The sequence below is a fragment of the Phyllobacterium sp. 01N428 genome (assembly GCF_056399405.1).
The window spans coordinates 864,572-884,613 of record NZ_JBFTRH010000001.1 but is presented as its reverse complement, the minus strand read 5'-3'; the positions used below and the strand labels follow the sequence as shown (position 1 = coordinate 884,613).

Annotated in this window: 14 protein-coding genes; 6 read left to right on the top strand and 8 right to left on the bottom strand. The window is 60.0% G+C overall.

Going from position 1 to position 20,042, the window contains the following annotated elements; translation table 11 throughout:
* Positions 1 to 853 precede the first annotated feature (853 nt).
* The 3 genes from AC1DNI_RS04200 to AC1DNI_RS04190 all read left to right on the top strand — a co-directional run bounded on the left by AC1DNI_RS04200 (position 854) and on the right by AC1DNI_RS04190 (position 3,880).
* Positions 854 to 1,693 (top strand): transporter substrate-binding domain-containing protein, encoded by an 840-nt coding sequence (locus AC1DNI_RS04200; protein ID WP_477690928.1) that lies wholly within the window; start codon positions 854 to 856, stop codon positions 1,691 to 1,693.
* 120 nt (positions 1,694 to 1,813) lie between these two features.
* Positions 1,814 to 3,469, top strand: coding sequence for a lysine--tRNA ligase (locus tag AC1DNI_RS04195; RefSeq protein ID WP_477690927.1), 1,656 nt, complete (start codon positions 1,814 to 1,816; stop codon positions 3,467 to 3,469).
* 27 nt (positions 3,470 to 3,496) lie between these two features.
* Positions 3,497 to 3,880 (top strand): VOC family protein, encoded by a 384-nt coding sequence (locus AC1DNI_RS04190; RefSeq protein ID WP_477690926.1) that lies wholly within the window; start codon positions 3,497 to 3,499, stop codon positions 3,878 to 3,880.
* Positions 3,881 to 4,000: 120 nt separating this feature from the next.
* Here the strand turns inward: AC1DNI_RS04190 and AC1DNI_RS04185 are convergent, their stop codons facing one another.
* The 6 genes from AC1DNI_RS04185 to AC1DNI_RS04160 all read right to left on the bottom strand — a co-directional run bounded on the left by AC1DNI_RS04185 (position 4,001) and on the right by AC1DNI_RS04160 (position 12,226).
* Positions 4,001 to 4,918 carry a thermonuclease family protein gene (locus AC1DNI_RS04185; RefSeq protein ID WP_477690925.1) on the bottom strand — a complete coding sequence of 306 codons (918 nt, stop codon included), beginning with the start codon at positions 4,916 to 4,918 and terminating at the stop codon, positions 4,001 to 4,003.
* A gap of 11 nt (positions 4,919 to 4,929) precedes the next feature.
* Positions 4,930 to 5,571, bottom strand: coding sequence for a LexA family transcriptional regulator (locus AC1DNI_RS04180; protein WP_027230353.1), 642 nt, complete (start codon positions 5,569 to 5,571; stop codon positions 4,930 to 4,932).
* Positions 5,572 to 5,721: 150 nt separating this feature from the next.
* A complete protein-coding gene (locus AC1DNI_RS04175) occupies positions 5,722 to 7,941 on the bottom strand; it encodes a 3-hydroxyacyl-CoA dehydrogenase NAD-binding domain-containing protein (RefSeq protein ID WP_477690924.1) in 2,220 nt (739 codons plus the stop codon).
* Positions 7,942 to 7,955: 14 nt separating this feature from the next.
* Entirely contained in the window at positions 7,956 to 9,164 is a 1,209-nt protein-coding gene (locus AC1DNI_RS04170; RefSeq protein WP_477690923.1) for an acetyl-CoA C-acetyltransferase, read from the bottom strand.
* Positions 9,165 to 9,191: 27 nt separating this feature from the next.
* Positions 9,192 to 10,364: an acyl-CoA dehydrogenase family protein gene (locus AC1DNI_RS04165; protein WP_477690922.1), complete on the bottom strand. Its 1,173-nt coding sequence runs from the start codon at positions 10,362 to 10,364 to the stop codon at positions 9,192 to 9,194.
* Positions 10,365 to 10,432: 68 nt separating this feature from the next.
* Entirely contained in the window at positions 10,433 to 12,226 is a 1,794-nt protein-coding gene (locus AC1DNI_RS04160) for an acyl-CoA dehydrogenase C-terminal domain-containing protein (protein ID WP_477690921.1), read from the bottom strand.
* A 458-nt stretch (positions 12,227 to 12,684) separates the two neighbouring features.
* On the opposite strand from AC1DNI_RS04160, the gene AC1DNI_RS04155 reads away from it, so the two are divergent.
* The 3 genes from AC1DNI_RS04155 to AC1DNI_RS04145 all read left to right on the top strand — a co-directional run bounded on the left by AC1DNI_RS04155 (position 12,685) and on the right by AC1DNI_RS04145 (position 17,994).
* Positions 12,685 to 16,026, top strand: a complete 3,342-nt coding sequence (locus AC1DNI_RS04155) for an SEL1-like repeat protein (protein WP_477690920.1) — start codon at positions 12,685 to 12,687, stop codon at positions 16,024 to 16,026.
* Positions 16,027 to 16,249: 223 nt separating this feature from the next.
* The gene (locus AC1DNI_RS04150; RefSeq protein WP_172982534.1) at positions 16,250 to 17,200 is read left to right on the top strand and encodes a sulfite exporter TauE/SafE family protein; all 951 of its coding nucleotides are present in this window, start codon (positions 16,250 to 16,252) and stop codon (positions 17,198 to 17,200) included.
* A 23-nt stretch (positions 17,201 to 17,223) separates the two neighbouring features.
* Positions 17,224 to 17,994 (top strand): TIGR02186 family protein, encoded by a 771-nt coding sequence (locus tag AC1DNI_RS04145; protein WP_477691477.1) that lies wholly within the window; start codon positions 17,224 to 17,226, stop codon positions 17,992 to 17,994.
* Here the strand turns inward: AC1DNI_RS04145 and AC1DNI_RS04140 are convergent, their stop codons facing one another.
* Together AC1DNI_RS04140 and AC1DNI_RS04135 are read right to left on the bottom strand one after the other, a co-directional pair.
* Positions 17,995 to 18,915 (bottom strand): methyltransferase domain-containing protein, encoded by a 921-nt coding sequence (locus AC1DNI_RS04140; RefSeq protein ID WP_477690919.1) that lies wholly within the window; start codon positions 18,913 to 18,915, stop codon positions 17,995 to 17,997. It abuts the gene before it with no gap.
* Positions 18,912 to 19,976 (bottom strand): hypothetical protein, encoded by a 1,065-nt coding sequence (locus tag AC1DNI_RS04135; protein WP_477690918.1) that lies wholly within the window; start codon positions 19,974 to 19,976, stop codon positions 18,912 to 18,914. The genes AC1DNI_RS04140 and AC1DNI_RS04135 overlap by 4 nt, the downstream gene beginning before the upstream one ends.
* Positions 19,977 to 20,042 lie beyond the last annotated feature (66 nt).

Here is a 20,042-nt window from a genome sequence, read left to right as displayed (position 1 = left end):
TCCGATGATGCCGAGGCTTATCGCAATGCCTAGCATGATCCCCTGATTGCCACTCAGGACCACCCGGGACGTACGCTCAAGCCCGCCGATCTCCATCCTGTTCACGCAGTTCAGCAACAGTTCGCGCTCGCGGTAGGAATGGATGAATTCATGCAGCTGTGTTGGCGTTGTTATTCTTGTGCGCGCCTTCGCCGCCGGATCGGAAGTCAGGCTGTGCTTCAGGTCGCCTATCTCGGTAAGCGTCGGCGCCGCGAACAGCAAAAGTTCGCCTTCAGCTGTCACCACCATCAGCCGGCGTGAATGCAGATCCGGTGCAACAGCCGAACTTTTGCCGATGACTATCGCTCCCTCCGGAATTGAGGCAAAGCTCAGCCCAAGTTCCCCCGCTATGGCCCGACCAATCGCCGCCTCGTCCGCTACGCCGTATGCCGCAACTTCTTCGAGCAGCGAGGTGCGGTTGGCAACCGCCTCGCGAAAGGCCGCGATAATGGCGTGTTTCGCCGTTCCCGCCTGGCATAGTCTTGCAGCGAGGGCAGCCTCGATCTGCCGCATTGCGGCGCCCGCCTAAAGTAAGGGCCGATGATCAGGCCGACCGTTCTCGTTTCGGGATGCAATTCGCAATATATACAATAATACCATGATTAATTCTTTCAATTATAGATTGAATTTATAAATTGAAGTATACTCTTGGTAGTAATATATGAGATATATTGCAATTAGTAGAGATCAATGCGTGAAGCAAGTCAATATACCCAGCATGTTTTGCTTGCGAAGGCCCGCCAGCCAATTGCGCTTTTTGAGGTGAAGAGATCGTGTTAGCTTGGCTCCAAATCAAATCGCATCAAGGTATCGCATGCCTTTCCGCAAGATCGCCTCGTTTCTCGCCGCCTTCATTTTGGCAGTCCTGCCAGCTATGGCCGCGGAATCCGATTTTCCGCACTACTGGGATGGACGCGAGCATGTCGCCAAGCCCGATCTTTCGACCGTCGAGCGCATTCGCTTCGTGACGACCGTCGACTATCCGCCTTTTAACTTCGTCGATGCGACGGGGCGCATCTCGGGATTCAATGTCGATCTGGCGCGGGCACTTTGCAACGAGCTCGGCGTGACCGCCATCTGCCAGATTGAGGCTCGTCCGTGGAACGAGTTGCAACCAACGCTTGAAAGCGGCGAAGCCGAGGCGATCATCGCCGGCCTAAAGCCAACCGCAGCGCTGCGCGAGAAGTTTGCCTTTACGGCTCCCTATATCCGCCTGCCTGCGCGCTTCATGGCGCTCAAGGAAACGTCCTTTGCCGAACCCTTCGCAGATACGCTGAAGCAAAAGACCATCGGCGTAATTGCGGGTTCAGTGCACCAGGCGATTTTTGCCGATTATTTTCCAAACAGTCATTGGGTTGGTTTTCCGACGCGCGAACTCATGTTCAGGGATCTGCAGGCCAAGAAGATCGATGCCGTATTTGGCGACGGCTCGGACCTTTCCTTCTGGATCGGCAGCCCCGAGGCAAAGGATTGCTGCGCCTTTGTCGGCGGCCCCTACATTGCGCCGCAGTTCTTGGGTGAAGGGATGATGATCGCAACCACGCTCGAAAATAAAAAACTTGTCGATGCATTCGATTTCGCACTGAAGGCGATCGAGGAAAAAGGCATCACATCGGAACTCTATCTGCGATACTTTCCCGTCGATTTCTACTAATTGATCGTCTAAATCCCGAAATTATTGCCGATTGCGCCTCCGCGCGGCCCGTGCGATTGACGCGGACGACCCGCGGACGTAGAGCGTTTCATTAAATCCAAGCGTTAACAGGAATAACGAATGAACCCGCGCCTAAACACCGAAATCGAACTGACCCCCGAATTGATCGCGGCGGGGGCAGAGGCCAAAGCATGGCCGTTCGAAGAGGCGCAGAAGATCATCAAGCGTTACGCCAAATCCGGCTTTCCTGAAACGGTGTTGTTCGAGACCGGCTATGGCCCTTCGGGACTGCCGCATATCGGCACCTTCGGCGAAGTGGCGCGTACCTCAATGGTGCGCCATGCTTTCCGCGTTCTGACCGGCGACAAGGTAAAGACCAAGCTTCTCTGCTTCTCCGACGACATGGACGGCATGCGCAAAATACCGGACAACGTGCCGGATCCAGCATTTCTGGCGCCGTACCTGCACATGCCGCTCTCGGCAGTGCCTAACCCGTTCGGCGGCGACTACAAGAGTTTTGCCGACCACAACAATGTCATGCTGTGCCGGTTCCTCGATACGTTCGGCTTCGACTATGAGTTTGCGAGCGCAACGGAATATTACAAAGCGGGCCGCTTCGACGCCGTCCTGCTGCGTGCCGCCGAGCGCTACGACGATATCATGAAGGTCATGCTGCCGACGCTCGGGGAAGAGCGCCAGGCGACCTATAGCCCGTTCCTGCCGATTTCGCCGACAAGCGGGCGCGTGCTCTATGTGCCGATGAAGAAGATCGACGCGGGGAACGGCACGATCACCTTTGATGATGAGAACGGTGAAGAGACGACGCTCCCGGTCACCGGCGGCAATGTCAAGCTGCAATGGAAGCCCGACTTCGGTATGCGCTGGGCAGCGCTCGGCGTCGATTTCGAGATGTTCGGCAAGGACCACCAGACAAATGCGATCATCTATGACCGCATTTGCGAGATACTGGGTGGCCGGGCCCCCGAACATTTCGTCTACGAGCTTTTCCTCGACGAGATCGGCCAAAAGATTTCCAAGTCGAAGGGCAACGGCCTCAGCATTGACGAATGGCTGACCTACGCCCCGACCGAAAGTCTCGGCCTCTACATGTTCCAGAAGCCGCGCACGGCAAAACGGCTCTATTTCGACGTCATTCCCAAGGCGGTCGATGAATATTTCACCTATCTTTCGGCCTATGGACGTCAAAGCTGGAGGGACCGGCTGAACAACCCTGTCTGGCATCTCCATGACGGCAACCCGCCGACCGTGGACCTGCCGGTGCCCTTCGCACTGCTGCTGAACCTCGTCAGCGCCTCCAATGCTGAAAACAGCAGCGTGCTCTGGGGTTTCATTTCGCGCCATGCCAGGAATGTGACTCCGGCAAACAATCCGGAACTCGACGCGCTGGTCGGCTATGCGATCCGCTACTTCAACGATTTCGTCAAGCCGACCAAGAAATTCCGCGCGCCCGACGAGGTGGAACGCGGCGCCCTCGCTGCCATGGACGAGAAACTCGCGACGCTCGCGGACGATGCCGACGGGACCGACATCCAGAACGCCATTCTCGATGTCGCCCGCAGCATCGAGCGCTATCAGGACCACACGAAGAAAAGCCCGGAAGGCGGTCCAGGCGTCTCGGTGTCGTTCTTCCAGATGCTCTATGAGGTACTGATCGGCCAGGAGCGCGGCCCGCGCTTCGGCTCCTTCGTCGCCCTCTATGGCATCCCGGAAACGCGTGCCCTCATTGCAAAGGCCCTGGCCGGCGATCTGTCGTAGTCAGGGGCAAACCAGCGGGAGTCCTCTATGCTTGATCATACTGGAGTTTCAGTCAGCGATTTCGAAAAGAGCAAGGCGTTCTATCGCCATTTGTTCGCGTCAATCGGCTATGAGTTGATCCTTGAATTTCCGGCCTCGGTGACCGGCAGTTCGGACGTTGCGGGCTTTGGTGAGGGCGGCAAGCCGGATTTCTGGATCGCCAGCGGCGAACCCAACAGGCCAACGGTCCACGTGGCGTTTCGTGTTGGCAGCCGGAACATCGTCGATGCCTTCTATAATGCGGGAATTGCCGCCGGCGGAACCGACAATGGCGCGCCGGGGCTGCGGCCGCACTACCATCCCAACTATTACGGCGCCTTCGTTCGCGATCCCGACGGACATAATATCGAGGCCGTCTGCCACGAGGGTTGACAGGCGGGTTATTGCGACACCCCCTCATGGCTGCCCCATTTCCTCACAAGGGTCCTAAGGACAAATCGAGCCGCAAGTCTTTACCCGGGGGTCCTCACGGCTTGATCAGCCCTTGCACCCCTACTGCTGCGGTGGCGGCGGGAACGGCGCGCCCGGGACCGGCAACGGCGCAGGGACAGCCGGCGCCGCCAATTCCTCCGGCGGTAAACTATCCTGGAGCGGAGGCACCGGCAGTTCCTGCGTAATCGGGAGCGCTGGGGGTGGACTGCCGAATATGCCGAGCTTCGCCTCTTGCGCCTTCTTCATCGTTTCCGACTGGGGCGAACCATCCGGTGCGCGAGCCCAGCCGTTCTCGACCAGCCATTGCGCAAGATCGGTACCACCGAGCCGGCAATGGGTCGCAATGACAGCTTCGGGCGGCTGGCCCGGCACGTCGCATTCGACCGCACGCTGGCGTAGCCAGTTGCGAAACGCGGTGCGGGCCGCCATTCCGCAGGGCCAGGTCGTACCCTCGCTGGTGCAAGTCTCGTTCGGCCTGACCTCATCAATGCCGTCGAGCGTGATGCGATAGCCCGAAACTTCGAGCGAACCGGCCGCGACTGCAACGGGCCGGTAGAGCAAGGTCGGCTTTGCCGTATCGTCTACCGGCACCGGCGGTGGCGGGGGTGTGAGCGATGGCGGCGGTTCCGGTGGCGCCGGCGGTTTAGGCGGCAGGGCCTGGCCGAGTTCGCTCAAGGGCTGGCGCGGCGCGACCCTCTGCAATGGCGTTGCGTCACCGATCGAAGGCGACATCAGGTCCGGCTTGACCGTACGGGCCGCCTTCGGCGCTGCCTTTGGCTCATCCGGCGCCGGGCTCGCCTCATCGCTTTGCGCGTCCTGCATTTCCGCGGGCAATTCGAAATTCTCGGTCGTTACCGTTGGCTCGTCCCCGCTGGCTGGCCGCGCAGTCTCCAGCGCGCCGTTGAATGGGGCAACGAAGGCGTAAACAAGCGTCAGGGCAACCAGAACCGTCAGGATATAAAGCGGCAGCTGGCGCATGCGGATCAGTCCTATTGGCTTGCCCACAGGATCCTCGCGATCCAGTCGATATGGACCGCGTCAAAGGTGCGATTGGGATGTTCGGGATTCATCGACTGCAACTCGATCGTTCGGGCGGTCTGGCGGGCCAGAATCTTGGCCATGACCTCACCGTCCCTGGTGCGGACCACGACGCGGTCGCCGCGGCGAACCGCAGCACCCGGCGCGACGATGATCGTATCGCCGTCACGGTAAAGCGGCAGCATCGAATCCCCCGACACCTCCAGCGCATAGACGGAATCGCCTGAACCCACGGGAAATTCGACCACGTCCCAACCCTGCCCGACCGGAAAGCCGCCATCATCGAAGAATCCGCCGGCGCCGGCCTGCGCAAAGCCGAGAAGCGGTATCGAACGGATGGCCGTGCCGCCCGCCCGCACAGCCTTGCCCACGACCAGCATCATGAACTCATCGAGCGAGGCACCCGTGGCCTCCATGATCTTGGCGAGGGATTCGGTCGAGGGCCAGCGAGCCCGCCCGTCGACCGCAAAACGCTTTGATTTGTTGAAGGTCGTCGGATCAAGCCCCGCGCGCTTCGCCAATCCTGAAACGGAAAGCGAATGGCGTTCTGCCAATGCGTCTATGGCCGCCCAAATGCGGTCATGTGAGAACATGTTGGGTCTCGGATAAAAGGAAAAAATACCTTCAGAGGTGTTTTAAGAAGGAATTTTGGAAAAGTCGAGGGGAATTACGGAAAACTTTCTTATTATCCAAAGAAAAGTGGGCATAAGCTGCCCACTCTTTTCAGATTCATGCAGACGCCGTCAAGCAGCCTGCTTTTTCTCATCGACCGGATAAGGATTGAACCTTTCGTAGAAGGTCTCGCCCTTTTCCGCCATGTCGAGAAGGAGTTTCGGCGCCTTGAACTGGGCGCCATACTTTCGCTGCAGACCCTTGGCGATCTCGACGAACCTGGCTGCGCCCATCCCGTCGATATAGGAGAGCGTTCCGCCCGTATAAGGGGCAAACCCGAAGGCAAGGATCGAGCCGACGTCCGCTTCACGCGGGTCGGTAACAATGCCTTCCTCCATCACGCGGGCAGCTTCCAGGGCGATCGCAACGAGGAAGCGCTGCTTCAGCACCTCGATATCGATCTTGTCCGGGTCCTGCTGCGGGTAGAGCGTCTTCAATTCCGGCCAGAGCTGCTTCTTTGCGGGCTTCGCAGGATAGTCGTAAAAGCCCTTGGCGTTCTTGCGCCCGCGGCGGTCGTATTTGTCGACCAAGGTATTGACCAGTTCAACGTGGCGGGGATCGATCGCCTTGGGCCCGAGATCGGCGAGCGTCGCCTTCAGGATCTTCTGCGACAGATCAATCGCCGTTTCGTCGTTGAGCGCCAGCGGCCCGACCGGCATGCCGGCCATGCGCGCGACGTTTTCGATCATCACCGGCGGCACGCCCTCGATCAGCATGTTGTAGGCCTCGGCCATGTAGCGCAGCACGCAGCGGTTGACGTAGAACCCGCGCGTGTCATTGACGACAATCGGCGTCTTCTTGATTGCACGCACGTAGTCGAGCGCCACCGCAAGCGCCTTGTCCGAGGTCTTCTTGCCGAGAATGACCTCGACCAGCATCATCTTGTCGACGGGAGAGAAGAAATGGATCCCGACGAAATTCTTCGGGCGCTGCGAGACCTTGGCAAGCCCGGTGATCGGCAGCGTCGAGGTGTTGGATGCGAATACCGCGGCAGGCTTCAGTACGGCCTCGGCCTTCTCGGTCACCACACGCTTGACCTCACGGTCTTCGAACACCGCCTCGATGACAAGGTCTGCGCCTTCGAGATCGGCATAGTCGGAAGAAGGCGTTATCAAGGCGAGAAGCTTCTCCTTGTCCTCGGCCGTCGCCTTGCCCCGCTGCACATCCTTGGTGACAAGATCGGCGGAATGGGCCTTGCCCTTTTCGGCGGCATCGAGGCTCTGGTCGAGAAGCACCACCGGAATGCCGGCCTTGGCAGTGACATAGGCGATGCCGGCGCCCATGAAGCCGGCGCCGACGACGCCGACCTTTTTGAACTTTGTAGGCTTCACGTCCACCGGTCGGCGCGCACCCTTGTTCAGTTCCTGCAGCGAGACGAAGAGCGAGCGGATCATCATTCCGGCTGCGGTCGATTGCAGGATCTTGGTGAAATAGCGCTGTTCGATCTTCAAGGCGGTATCGAACGGGACCAGCAGTCCCTCATAGACAGCCTTGAGAATGGAGGCTGCGCCCGGATAATTGCCGTAGGTTTCACGGCGCAGGATCGCAGTTGCGGCTGGCCACAAATTGGCGCCTGCCGGCGAATAGATGGCGCCGCCTGGAAGCTTGAAGCCCTTTTCGTCCCAGGGCTGAACCGGCTTCAGGCCGCCTTTGATCATCTTCTTTGCGGCCTCCACAAGCTTCTTGGCCGGAGCGATCTCGTGCACCAGGCCCATGGCCTTGGCGCGCGATGCGGTCAGGCTGGAGCCAGTGGTCATCATCTGCAGAGCATCTTGCTGGTTTGTCAGGCGCGGGACGCGCTGCGTGCCGCCGGCGCCCGGGAAAATACCGACTTTGACTTCCGGCAGCGCCATCTTCACCGACGGATCGTCGGAGACGACACGGCCATGACAGGCCAGCGACATTTCGAATGCGCCGCCCATGCAGGTGCCGTTGATCGCCGAGACCCAGGGCTTGCCACAGGTTTCGAGCTTGCGGAAGAGCCCGCCCATCCTGCCGGTGTTCTCGAACAGCAGTTCGACCGCTTTCTTCGGGTCCCTTGCCTTTTCGGCCTGGAACATCTGGAACATGCGCTTCAGCATGGTGAGGTCGGCGCCGCCGGAAAAGGTATCCTTGCCGGAGGTGATCACCGCGCCCTTGACCGTATCGTCCTTGGTCACGCGATCGACGATCTGGTCGAGTTCCTTCATCACCTCTTCGGTGAAGACGTTCATCGACTTGTCAGGCATGTCCCAGGTGACGAGTGCAATGCCGTCCGCGTCGACGTCGAATTTGAAGTTGGTATAGCTCATAAGTCCGTTCTCCCTCAGACGCGTTCGATGATTGTTGCCGTGCCCATGCCCGCACCGATGCACAGGGTAACGAGGGCGACATTGAGATCGCGGCGTTCGAGTTCATCGAGAACCGTGCCGAGGATCATCGCGCCGGTTGCACCGAGCGGATGGCCCATGGCGATGGCCCCGCCATTGACGTTGATCTTGTCGCGGGGGATGTCGAATGCCTGCATGTAGCGGAGCACGACTGCGGCAAAGGCTTCATTGAGTTCAAAGAGGTCGATATCCGAGATTTTCATCTTGGCGCGCTTCAGGAGCTTGTGCGTCACATCCACCGGCCCGGTAAGCATCAATGCAGGGTCGGAACCGATATTGGCAAAGGCGCGGATACGCGCGCGAGGCTTGGCGCCAAGCGCCTTGCCAGCACTTTTCGAGCCGAGGAGAACGCCGGCCGCGCCATCGACGATACCGGAGGAATTGCCGGCATGGTGCACATGGTTGATCGTCTCGACCTCGGGGTGCGCCTGAATGCCGACCGCATTGAAGCCGCCCATTTCGCCGGGCATGACAAACGAGGGGTTGAGCGCGGCGAGCGCCTGCATATCGGTCGACGGGCGCATGTGTTCGTCATGATCGAGAATGGTCAGGCCGTTCTGATCCTTGATCTCGAGCACCGAATTCTTGAAATAGCCTTTCTTCCAGGCCTCGCCCGCACGCTTCTGGCTCTCGACGGCATAGGCATCCACATCGTCGCGGCTGAAGCCGTATTTGGTGGCGATCAGATCGGCGGAAACGCCCTGCGGCATGAAATAGCCGGGGAGCCCTACGGACGGGTCCATGTACCAGGCGCCGCCGGACATGCCCATGCCGACGCGCGACATGGATTCGACCCCGCCGGCGATAACGATATCGTCCGCGCCCTGCATGATCTTCGCAGCGCCGAAATTCACCGCATCGAGGCCGGAGGCGCAAAAGCGCGATATCTGCATGCCGGGGGCCTTGAAATCATAGCCGGCTTCAAAAGCCGAGGAGCGCGGAATGACGGCGCCCGCTTCGCCGACCGGATCGACGCAGCCATAGATAATGTCGTCGACCAACCCCGTGTCGAGGCCGTTGCGGTCGCGCAGCGCCTCGAGAACATGGGCGCCAAGGCGGACGGCAGGCACTTCGTGCAGGCTGCCATCCTTCTTGCCTCTGCCGCGCGGCGTGCGCACGTGGTCGTAAATATATGCCTCAGTCATTTCATTCTCCCTGTTCGAACCCGCGGCTCACAGGCTGCGGGCGATCAAAAGCTTCATGATTTCGTTGGTGCCGCCATAAATCCGCTGGACGCGGGCGTCGCGGAACATGCGGGCGATCGGGAATTCGTTCATGTACCCATAGCCGCCATGCAGTTGCAGGCATTCGTCGACGACCTTGTTCTGCAGATCGCTCAGCCAGTATTTCGCCATGGATGCGGTAAAGGGGTCGAGACCGCCGTTCACATGACGCTCGACGCAATGATTGTAGAAAACCCGGCCGATGGTCGCCTCGGTCTTGAGTTCGGCGAGCTTGAACTGCGTGTTCTGAAACTCCATGACCGACTTGCCGAACGCCTTGCGCTCCTTCACATAATCGATGGTCAACGCGATGGCGCGTTCGGCCATGGCAATCGCCGAACCGCCGATCTGCAGGCGCTCCTGCGGCAATTGCTGCATCAACTGGACGAAGCCCTGCCCTTCTTCGGTTCCGAGAAGGTTGGAGGTTGGCACGCGCACTTCGTTGAAAAACAGCTCCGAAGTGTCGTTGGACTTGAGGCCGACCTTGTCGAGGTTGCGGCCCCGCTCGAAGCCTTCCTGGCCATCGGTTTCAACGACGATGAGCGACGTGCCCTTGGCGCCCTGCGACGGATCGGTCTTGGTCACGACGATGATCAGATTGGCGAGCTGGCCATTGGTGATGAACGTCTTCGATCCATTGATGACGTAGTGGTTGCCGTCCTTCTTGGCGCTGGTCTTGACGCCCTGGAGATCGGAGCCTGCTCCCGGTTCCGTCATTGCAATGGCACCGATAAGCTCACCGGTCGCCATTTTCGGCAGCCATTTGCGCTTCTGCTCTTCCGAGCCATAGTGGAGGATATAGGGCGCGACGATGGAATTGTGGAGTGCAATGCCAAACCCGTCGGTACCGACGTGGCTGATCGCTTCGAGGATTGCGGTTTCATGGGCGTAGGTACCGCCGGCGCCGCCATATTCCTCCGGCATCGAAGCACAGAGCAAGCCATTCTGCCCGGCGAGTTCCCAGATGGAACGGTCGAAAATCTCCTGCTTTTCGAAGCGGTCGTAGTGGGGCACCACCTCGGCCTCAAGGAACCTTGTGGCCATATCCTCCAGCATTACGACATCATCGGTCTTCCACGCAGGCTTCGGAACACCCAATACTTCTTCCGGTCGCAGACCCATCACTAACCTCCCGATTTCGGTTACAGGAGCCGCGTGAGGCGCGGCTCGGAAAAGCGTTCGCCGGCAGCTTAGAATGCTTCGGCGGGCAGCGCCATCATCGTATCCGCTCCGGTCTGGATACGGGCGAGATGCGCCGACGTCTCCGGCATCACTCGCTCCATGAAGAATTTGCCGGTGGAGAGCTTCGTCTCGAAGAACGCCTTGTTCTCGGTGCCTTCCGCGAGCTTCGCATGCGACGCCTTCGCCATGCGGGCCCACATATAGCCGAGGCTGACAAGACCGAAGAGGTGCATGTAATCGGTCGATGCCGCGCCGGCATTGTCCGGATTGGCCATGCCATTCTGCATCAGCCACATGGAGGCGGCCTGCAGGTCGTTCAAGCCCTTCTTCAGGTGCTTGGTGAAGAAGGCGAGATTATCGTCGCTGCGATTTTCCTCGCAGAAGTCGCCGACTTCCTTGAAGAAGGCCATGACGGCGCGGCCGCCATTGAGGCCGAGTTTGCGTCCGACCAGATCCATTGCCTGAATGCCGTTCGCGCCCTCGTAAATCATGGCGATGCGCGCGTCGCGCACATACTGGCTCATGCCGTGTTCTTCGATGTAGCCGTGGCCACCGAACACCTGCTGTGCCATGCAGGCATGTTCGAAGCCCTTGTCGGTGAGGACACCCTTGAGAACCGGTGTCATTAGGCCGAGCATGTCATCGGCAAGCTGGCGCTCGGCCTCATCGCCGGAGCGATGCGCGACGTCGGATTTCAGCGCAGACCATAGAATGAAGGCGCGGCCCGCTTCATTGAACGACTTGATCGTCAAAAGGATACGGCGGATGTCGGGGTGGACGATGATCGGATCAGCCTTCTTGTCCGGCTCCTTGGGGCCGGTCAGCGCGCGGCCCTGAATACGGTCGCGGGCATAAATGGCGGCGTTCTGGTAGGCGACTTCACCGATCGACAGACCCTGCAGCGCGACGCCGAGCCGTGCTTCGTTCATCATGGTGAACATGGCGCGCAGGCCCTTGTTCTCCCCGCCAAGGAGGTAGCCGGTCGCCTCATCATAATTCATGACGCAGGTCGAATTGCCGTGAATGCCCATCTTTTCTTCGATGGAGCCACAGGAAACGCCGTTGCGTTCGCCCGGATTGCCGTTCGCATCGGGAATGAACTTCGGCACGATGAACAGCGAAATGCCCTTCACGCCCTCCGGCGCTCCTTCGATGCGGGCGAGAACGAGGTGAATGATATTCTCGGCCATGTCGTGTTCGCCGGCCGAGATGAAGATCTTCTGGCCGGAAATCTTGTACGAGCCGTCGCCATTCGGTACCGCCTTGCTACGCAAGAGCCCGAGATCCGTTCCGCAATGCGGCTCGGTGAGATTCATCGTGCCGGTCCAGATGCCGTCGGTCATCTTGGGAAGGTAGGCCTGCTTCTGCTCGTCGGTGCCATGCGTGACGATGGCAGCAATCGCGCCCTGGGTTAGGCCGGGATACATGACCAGCGCCATGTTGGCGGATGCCATGTATTCGCCGGCTGCGACATGCAGCGTATAGGGAAGGCCCTGGCCGCCGAATTCTTGCGGAACGGCAAGCCCAACCCAGCCACCTTCGCGATAGGCATCGAAAGCCTGCTTGAAGCCCTTGGGCGTCGTGACCGAACCATCATCGTGGCGCACGCAGCCCTCATGATCGCCGATCTGGTTCACTGGAAACAACGTGTTCTCGGCGAGCTTGGCGCCTTCGCCAAGGATGGCTTCCACGATATCCGGCGACGCATCGGCAAAACCCGGGAGGTTGTTGTAGCGTTCAAATCCCAGGACATCGTTCAGGACAAACAACGTATCTTCAACGGGCGCGCGGTAACTCGGCATCAGGTTTCCTCCAAAACATAAACGAGCAGATGCGGCGCCCACACGCGGCACCGCCGTATTTATATTTGTCTAGCAAACTTTGACGTTTCCGTAAACGTCAAAGTTTGTCGAAGTTCACAGGCAGTGCCAAGACTTGGGTGCACCCGTACAATTCCCAGTTGCAAACAAGGGCGCAACCGCGACGGCAGTAGCCAAGCAGATTTTTAACCTTTTAGCGCCTAATCTTAACGAGTTGTTTACCACGTTTCGCCAATGTCAACGTGTCGGTGATCCGTGTCTATGTGTGGTTGGTTTTTCACGGCTTGTCGGACTGTGTGGGGCAAAGGTCCCGGCTTTCCGAATTGGCCCGAATGATCGTCTTGCGGCGCATTCGCTTTTCGGCAGACCAAGGCCACCTTTTCCGCCCAGTCGAATCTGGAAGCGCCAGGCCGGCGCGTCAACTCGGGCAGCAGACATCCATGACAAACCAAAGGTCATTAATGGAACAGGTCAATGTGAACCGCGCACGCCGCGATGCGACGTCGCTCGACAGCCTCAACCGCACATTAGAAACCCTTGAAGCGCAGTTGCGCGGCTCGATGCAGCCGGAGGTCGGCGAGGAAACGCCCGACATCGCCGACCGTTTCGCCGCCCTCGCCTCACGCGCAGGACAATCGGCCCTGCCCGAACGCATCGCGCAGGCAGCACAACCTGCCACCTCTTCCGCGAGCCTACCTTCGGAAGAGAAGCACGACCTGTCCGCAATCGCCGCCCAATTGAAGCAATTGCGCGACGAGATGCGCGACGATATCGAGACTACTTCGCGCGGAGAGCTTCATGGCGAGACCATGAACCGGCTGCGCCATTCGACCACGCATGAGCGCGCGCCCTATGGCCGCAGCACTTCTTATGCGAATGAGGCCGAGGCTGCGCTGGGTTCGCTGGAACGCCGCCTCAATGAAATGCATCGCACCGTCGATGCGCCGTCGCACATGCTGCCGCTGCATAACGTCGAGGAAAAGCTCAACCTCCTCACCGGGGCCGTTGAGCAGATGTCGCGTCGCCACGGCTCCGGCATCCCGACGCAGTTCATGCAACAGATGGACGAGCGCCTTGACGAGATCAGCCGCGCCATCGTCGCCACCGCGCGGCCGGCTGCATTGCAATATGCCGAGGCCGATGCATTCGAACGCGTCGAGGCACGTATTTCGTCGCTTGCCTCGACAATTGAGTCAGCCACGCACGACAGAACCTCGGACGTTATTCTCAAGCGGATGGGTGAACTCGCGCATCATATCGAGCAACTCAACAAGCAGCATGGGACGACGACGCAGAATCTCGACATTCTGGCCGAACAGCTTTCGGCCGTGGCGCGGCATTTGCAGAGTGCGCCCGCCGCGATCAGCATTTCGGACTTCCGCGACCTGGAGGGCCGCGTACTGCAGATCATCAGCAAGCTCGATGCCGCGCGACAGCAGGAGGCGGTTGACCCGGCCTTCATCGAGAAGATGGATCAACGCTTCGAGGAACTCACCCGCCGCCTCGACCAGCATCATACGCTCGTCGAGCACAATGATATCCGCCTGACCGACAATCTCGAAGCACGCTTCGATGACATGGCCCGCTACTTTGCCGAGAACCTGCCGCAAGCAGACGGCACCAAGGACGCCATACGCAATCTCGAACTGCAGATTGCCGGTCTTGCCGAACGTCTCGCCCAATCCAACGATCGCGATGCTGAAATCGCGAAGATTTCGCCGCGCCTTGAAGCCATCGAAGTCGCCATCGCCGGCAATCGCGATCTCGTCGTCGAGGCAGCCCGTAATGCGGCGGCCGAGGCAATCCGCAATACAGCGAACTTCGGCAGCGATCATGACAATTCGATCGCGCGCGAGCTCGCCGACGACCTGAAGACGCTGGAGAAGCTGGCGCGACGGTCCGACGAGCGCAACGGCCGCACCTTCGAGGCCATTCACGATACGCTGCTCAAGATCGTCGATCGCCTGGCTTCGCTCGAAAGCGGCGCTGTTCCGATCTACAAGAATTTTGGACCCGCCGAAAGCACGGCGATCGCCGCTCCGGACGCGCCGCTGGCCGAAACAGCAGCGTTCACCAAGGAGACTGTCGCAGAAAGTGCGCCTGCCTTCGATGCGCCGCTTATATCCGCCCGGGAAGAACAGCCTGCGTATGACGAAATCGTCGACGCCGAAATTGCAACGGAAACGCCGCGGGAGCGCAAATCACTCTTCGGCAGCCTCGCACGCAGCCTCAAGGTACGCGGCAAGCGCGAGGCAGCGGCACAGGAACCGTCACTCGACCTATCGGACGACATCAAGGAAGAGCCGGCGACAGAGATCGACGCCGACATTCTTAACCGCCCGCTCGAGCCCGGGTCTGGCATGCCCGACCTCAATTCCATCCTCAAACGCGTCCGTGACGAACGGCGCGACATGTCGGCTGCGACTGACATCGCCGGCGGCAAGGCCGATTTCATTACGGCGGCCCGCCGCGCAGCGCAGGCAGCCGCCACAGAGGCCGAAAATCAGAAACGCGGCATCGCATTCGGTGACGGCGCGACCGACGGCACTGCAAAGAGCGGAATCTTCTCGCGTCAGCGCAAGCCCATCCTGCTCGCCATTGGTGCGATCATGATCGCGATTGCCGGTCTGCAGCTGAAAAATGCCTTTGTCGATCATCCGGGAACGGACCTCGCTTCCAAGGCACCGGAGCCAGCTACGCCGGAAGAGCCCGCGATCACGCAGGAGCAGCCACAGGCAGAGCCTCACACCAATGCTGCACCCGAAACACCTGCCGAAAACAATGCGTCGGCAGTGTCGCAGCCTGCGCCCGTCCAGGACCCGGTAGCCGGCGTCATCAATTCCGAGCGTATGATCGATCCGGTGCCCGCGACCGTGCCGGCAACCGGCGCGTCCTCCGCCGTGCTGCCGTTCATCCCGGTCGAGGCGGGACCGGAGCCGCTGCGCGATGCTGCGACCAAGGGCGACAGCCGTGCGCTGTTCGAGATTGGCAACCGCTACATGGAAGGTCGTGGTGTCGAAAGCGATTACGCCAAGGCCATCGAGTGGTACGATCGCGCTGCGGAACGTGGCTTTGCTCCGGCGGAATACCGGCTTGGCAACTTCTACGAAAAGGGCCTTGGGGTCACGCGCGATCTTGCCAAGGCGAAGTCCTATTACGAATTGGCGGCCGGAAAGGGCAATGCCAGCGCGATGCACAATCTGGCGGTGCTCTTTGCAGGCGGCGCCGATGGCGCCCCTGACAACGAGGCAGCCGCGCGCTGGTTTGCCCAGGCGGCGGAACTCGGTGTCAAGGACAGCCAGTTCAACCTTGCCATCCTTTCCGCCAAAGGCATGGGCGTGCCCCAGAACCTTGAGGAAAGCTACAAATGGTTCGCGCTTGCAGCCAAGGCTGGTGATGTCGACGCTGCGCAGAAGCGTGAGGACGTAGCGAAAGTCATGAAACCCGAGCAGCTCGAGCGAGCCCGGGCTGCTGTCGAACTCTGGAACGCCAAGCCCCTCAATCCCGACGCGAACGCCACCAATGTTCCGGCGGAATGGCGCGATTCCCCGGCTGTTACCGGCTCCGTGACCTCAGGAGCGCTCGACATGGAGAAGGCCATCCGCAACGTTCAGTTGATCCTCAACAAGAACGGCTATGATGCGGGCGGCTCGGATGGCAAGATCGGCACGAAGACACGCGATGCGATCATGGCCTTCCAGAAGGACAACGGCTTGAAGCCGACCGGCAATATCGACAAGGATTTCGTCAGGAACCTTCTGCAGAAAAACAAGCAGATCTGAACTGCGTTTCCCCTCCCGGTTCGACCGGGAGGGGAGCGCGTTTCAAGCGGCCTCCAAGTCAATCGGAAATGCGCTTCGTTTTAACGAAGCGACACGCATCTTCGCATTTGAACCGGCCCAATGCGCGCCGTTAAGTCAAAGTTTGACGTGAAGCCCGCAAGTGGGCAAGAAACCTTAAAGAATTACTGTCATTGTGCTGTCACGCCGCAGGCGTAGCACCGCAATGGTTTCGGGGTTTGAATTGGGCGTCTACCTGCCAATAGCCGAGATTTCGGTCAACATCTTCGTGCTTTTCTTCATGGGCGCGGCGGTCGGCTTTCTGTCGGGCATGTTCGGCGTTGGCGGCGGATTCCTGATCACGCCGCTGCTGATCTTCTACAATATTCCCCCCGCTGTCGCGGTGGCCACCGGCGCCAACCAGGTCATCGCCTCGTCCTTCAGCGGCGCGCTTACCCATTTCAAGCGCGGCTCGCTCGACGTGAAACTCGGGTCGCTGCTCGTTGTCGGCGGTATCGTCGGCTCGGCGATAGGCATCTATGTCTTCGTACTCCTGCGCCAGCTCGGTCAGCTCGATCTCATTGTTTCGCTGCTCTATGTCGTGTTCCTGAGCACGATCGGCGGGCTGATGCTCTATGAAAGCATCAAGGCGATGCGCCGTACCCGCGCTGGCCAGCTTGCGACGTTGAAGCGGCCCGGCCAGCACAACTGGGTGCACAAGCTGCCGTTCAAGATGCGTTTTCGCGCCTCCAAGATCTATGTCAGCATCATTCCGGTGCTCGTGCTTGGCGGTGCCATCGGCTTTCTTTCCTCGATCATGGGCGTTGGCGGCGGCTTCATCATGGTCCCCGCCATGATCTACCTCCTCAAGGTTCCGACCAATGTCGTTATCGGGACCTCGCTCTATCAGATCGTTTTCGTGACTGCGTTCACCACAGTCATGCAGGCGACGACCAACCAGTCGGTGGATATCGTTCTGGCGATGCTGCTGATGAGCGGCGGTGTCGTTGGAGCGCAATATGGCACACGCATAGGCCAGAAGCTCAGGGGCGAACAGCTGCGCGCACTCCTTGCAACGCTGGTGCTGGCAGTCGGTCTTCGCCTCGCCATCGAACTCTTCGTCACCCCGGACGACATCTATTCGGTAACGCTCGCCCTGGTCTCGGGAGGCTCATAATGCGCCTTGCCGTGATCCCGCTCATGATGCTGTGCCTGGTTGCCGGCCGGACTGCCCAGGCGCAGCAACCGGTCCCGGCCAGCAAGGAAACGATCGAGATCGGACTTTCCACCGACACGATCTCGATTACGTCGGGATTTCGGGGCACTGACCTTACCGTATTCGGCGCGCTAGACAATGCCGATCCGCTCATCCAGCGGCAGGGCCGCTACGATGTAGTCGTCATTCTTGAGGGTCCGCCCCGGAACTTTGTCGTCCGGCGCAAGGACAGGTATTTCGGCATCTGGGTAAATACCGAATCCGTTTCGTTCCAGAACATTCCCGCATCCTACTCACTGGCATCGACGCGCAGCCTGCAGGACATCACGACGCCGAAGATCTTCGCCCAGCTCAGCCTTGGCGTAAACAACATCTATTACGAACCGATGCCGGAAGGCTTCGATTCGAGCGCATCGTTGCGGGAGTTCACCAAGGAATTGCCGCGACTGAAACAGAAACAGCTCCTCTATAACCAGCGTGTCGGGGATGTGCAGTTTCTCTCCTCGACGCTGTTTCGCGCGACGCTGTCGCTCCCGGCCAATGTGCCCGTTGGCAAGCACGTGGCGCGCGCCTACCTCTTCCGCAACGGCGAGTTCCTGCGTGAAAGCTCGACCAGCCTCAACATCGTCAAGGCCGGACTGGAATTCCGCATCTTCCGTGCCGCCAACCAGCACAGCCTGCTCTATGGCCTCTTTGCAGTGTTTCTTGCTGTCGTCACCGGCTGGGCCGGACGCCTCGTCTTCCGCAAGGATTGATCAAAAGTGTTTCGCAACGACAATGAGCCCGCTAAGCGGCTCGCCGCGATCCATGCGAATCGTCTGGCGGTCAATGCTCACCGGCGTCATCGAATAGACCGCCAGAAGCCGGCGCACGTAAGCTTCGGAGTGCGTGTAGCGCAGCGAGTGCTGCAACACCAACCCGTCATCGCCGTCATGCGTCTCGACCGAGAAGGCAAACAGCCCATTCGCCGCAAGAGCAGAGGCAATCTTCGCGAAGGCGCGGTCGAGCGCTCCGACATAGACGAAGACGTCGGCGGCGATGATGAGATCAGCCTCATTCGCTGGAACATCGAGTTCGTTGACGTTGCCCTTGGCGAGGCTGTCGTAGACGTTCTTTTCCGCGGCACGTTGCAGCATGACCTCGGATAGGTCGATCCCGACGAGATGTTGGCACCTGGCACGCAGCAAAGGGCCCATCAAACCGGTGCCACAGCCGAGGTCGAGCACTGAGGCGAAGCGCCTGCCGGGCGCGGCGTTTTCCACCGCCGCTGCCAGAAGCCCCGGCACCCTGTAGTCGAGCTTTTCGAGGAGTGCGCTTTCGAAGGTTGGCGCATAGGCGTCAAAAAGTGTTTCGACATAGGCGCTAGGCGGCGTAACCGGGATGTCGCCTCTGCCGGAAGCGGCCAGCTTGAGGCGGGCGCCGAAACGGTCTTCGACGTCAAGTTCGACCAGCCTTTTCCAGACGATGGCCGCAGCATTGCCATTTCCGGCCGCTTCTTCCATTTCACCGAGGCGGAACAATCCCGCCGCCCATTCGGGGACAATCTCCAGCGCCTGCCGCATCAGATCCGCGGCGGCCGCATGCTCGCCGCTCTCGAACAGCATGTCCGCGTAGGAAGCACGACGATCCGCGATCAGATCGCCGGACGAAAGAAACGCCCGCGCCAGCTTGCTCAATTGGCGACCTGGGCGCGAATGGCGATGATATTGACAGATTTCCCTGACTGCGTGACATCCGAATTGAGCTTGATCACGCCGCCTTCGGCAGGCGCATTGCCCTGCGGGAACTGCACCTGCACCAGATATTCCTTGCTCGCATCCGAAACATCAAAGCGCTTGCGCCCGCAATCACCGAGATTGCCGAAGTCGCAACTCACGGCAATCTGCGAGTTCTTGCCGTCGTCAGTCTTGGCAATGATATCGAACACGGCGGTCTTGCCGGCGAGTTGGTCGAGTACGCCCTGTCCGACCTTGAAGCTGATCGTATCGGCATCCTCCGGCGACTGGATGCGCACGAATTTCTCCAGTTGGTCGCCTGCGATCGTCGCCGTCGCGCGGCCCTCGAGGGCAACCTGCGACATGTCAGCGGGATTGAACACCTCGATCCAGTTGCCCGTCGCCGACATCTGGCCTTCCTTCATCGGCTCCTGGCTGTTGCTGGAGGCCGGCGCGCTCGTGGTGTTCGATGCCCCCATGTTCGGAACCGGCTTGATGATGCCGGAAGCGACGACCCAGAAAAGGCCGATGGCCACAGCCAGCAGGGCCAAAAGGATCAGCGCCTTGGAAAAGCCGCTCGCCTTGCGCCGCTCGGCGTCCCGACGCACTTTCCGGCGTGTCTTGCCCGGCCGATAATTGTCGGAGCTCGGCTCCTCGGACGCAAGAGCGGGTCCTTCCACTTCTGGCGGGTCCATGTCGATCGATGGCTCGATCCGCTCATCGACCCCGTGTTGGCGCGCCGGATTTGCGACGAACATCGCTTCGCGCGGCTCCGCAACGGGCTCGGGCGCCGGCGGCGGGGTAATCGCGCCGGTTGCCTGCACTTCGTCCTCGATCCGCGTAATGGCCGCCTTCAGCATTTCGCGACGGTCGTCGCGCTGGCTCTCTTCGAGCGCGCCATTGGCCGCGAGCGAGCGCTCATGCGCACCCCATGCTGATTCGTAGATTTTCTGACGAATGGCAGGGTTCCTCGCGTCGGCTTTCGCCAATGCGTTCCGGATCGCTTGTTCGATCGCTTCCAACAGCCGCTTCCTTCAAATCATTTCGTCATGAATGGCTAGCCATAGCGCATTCGACTGCTTATTCAA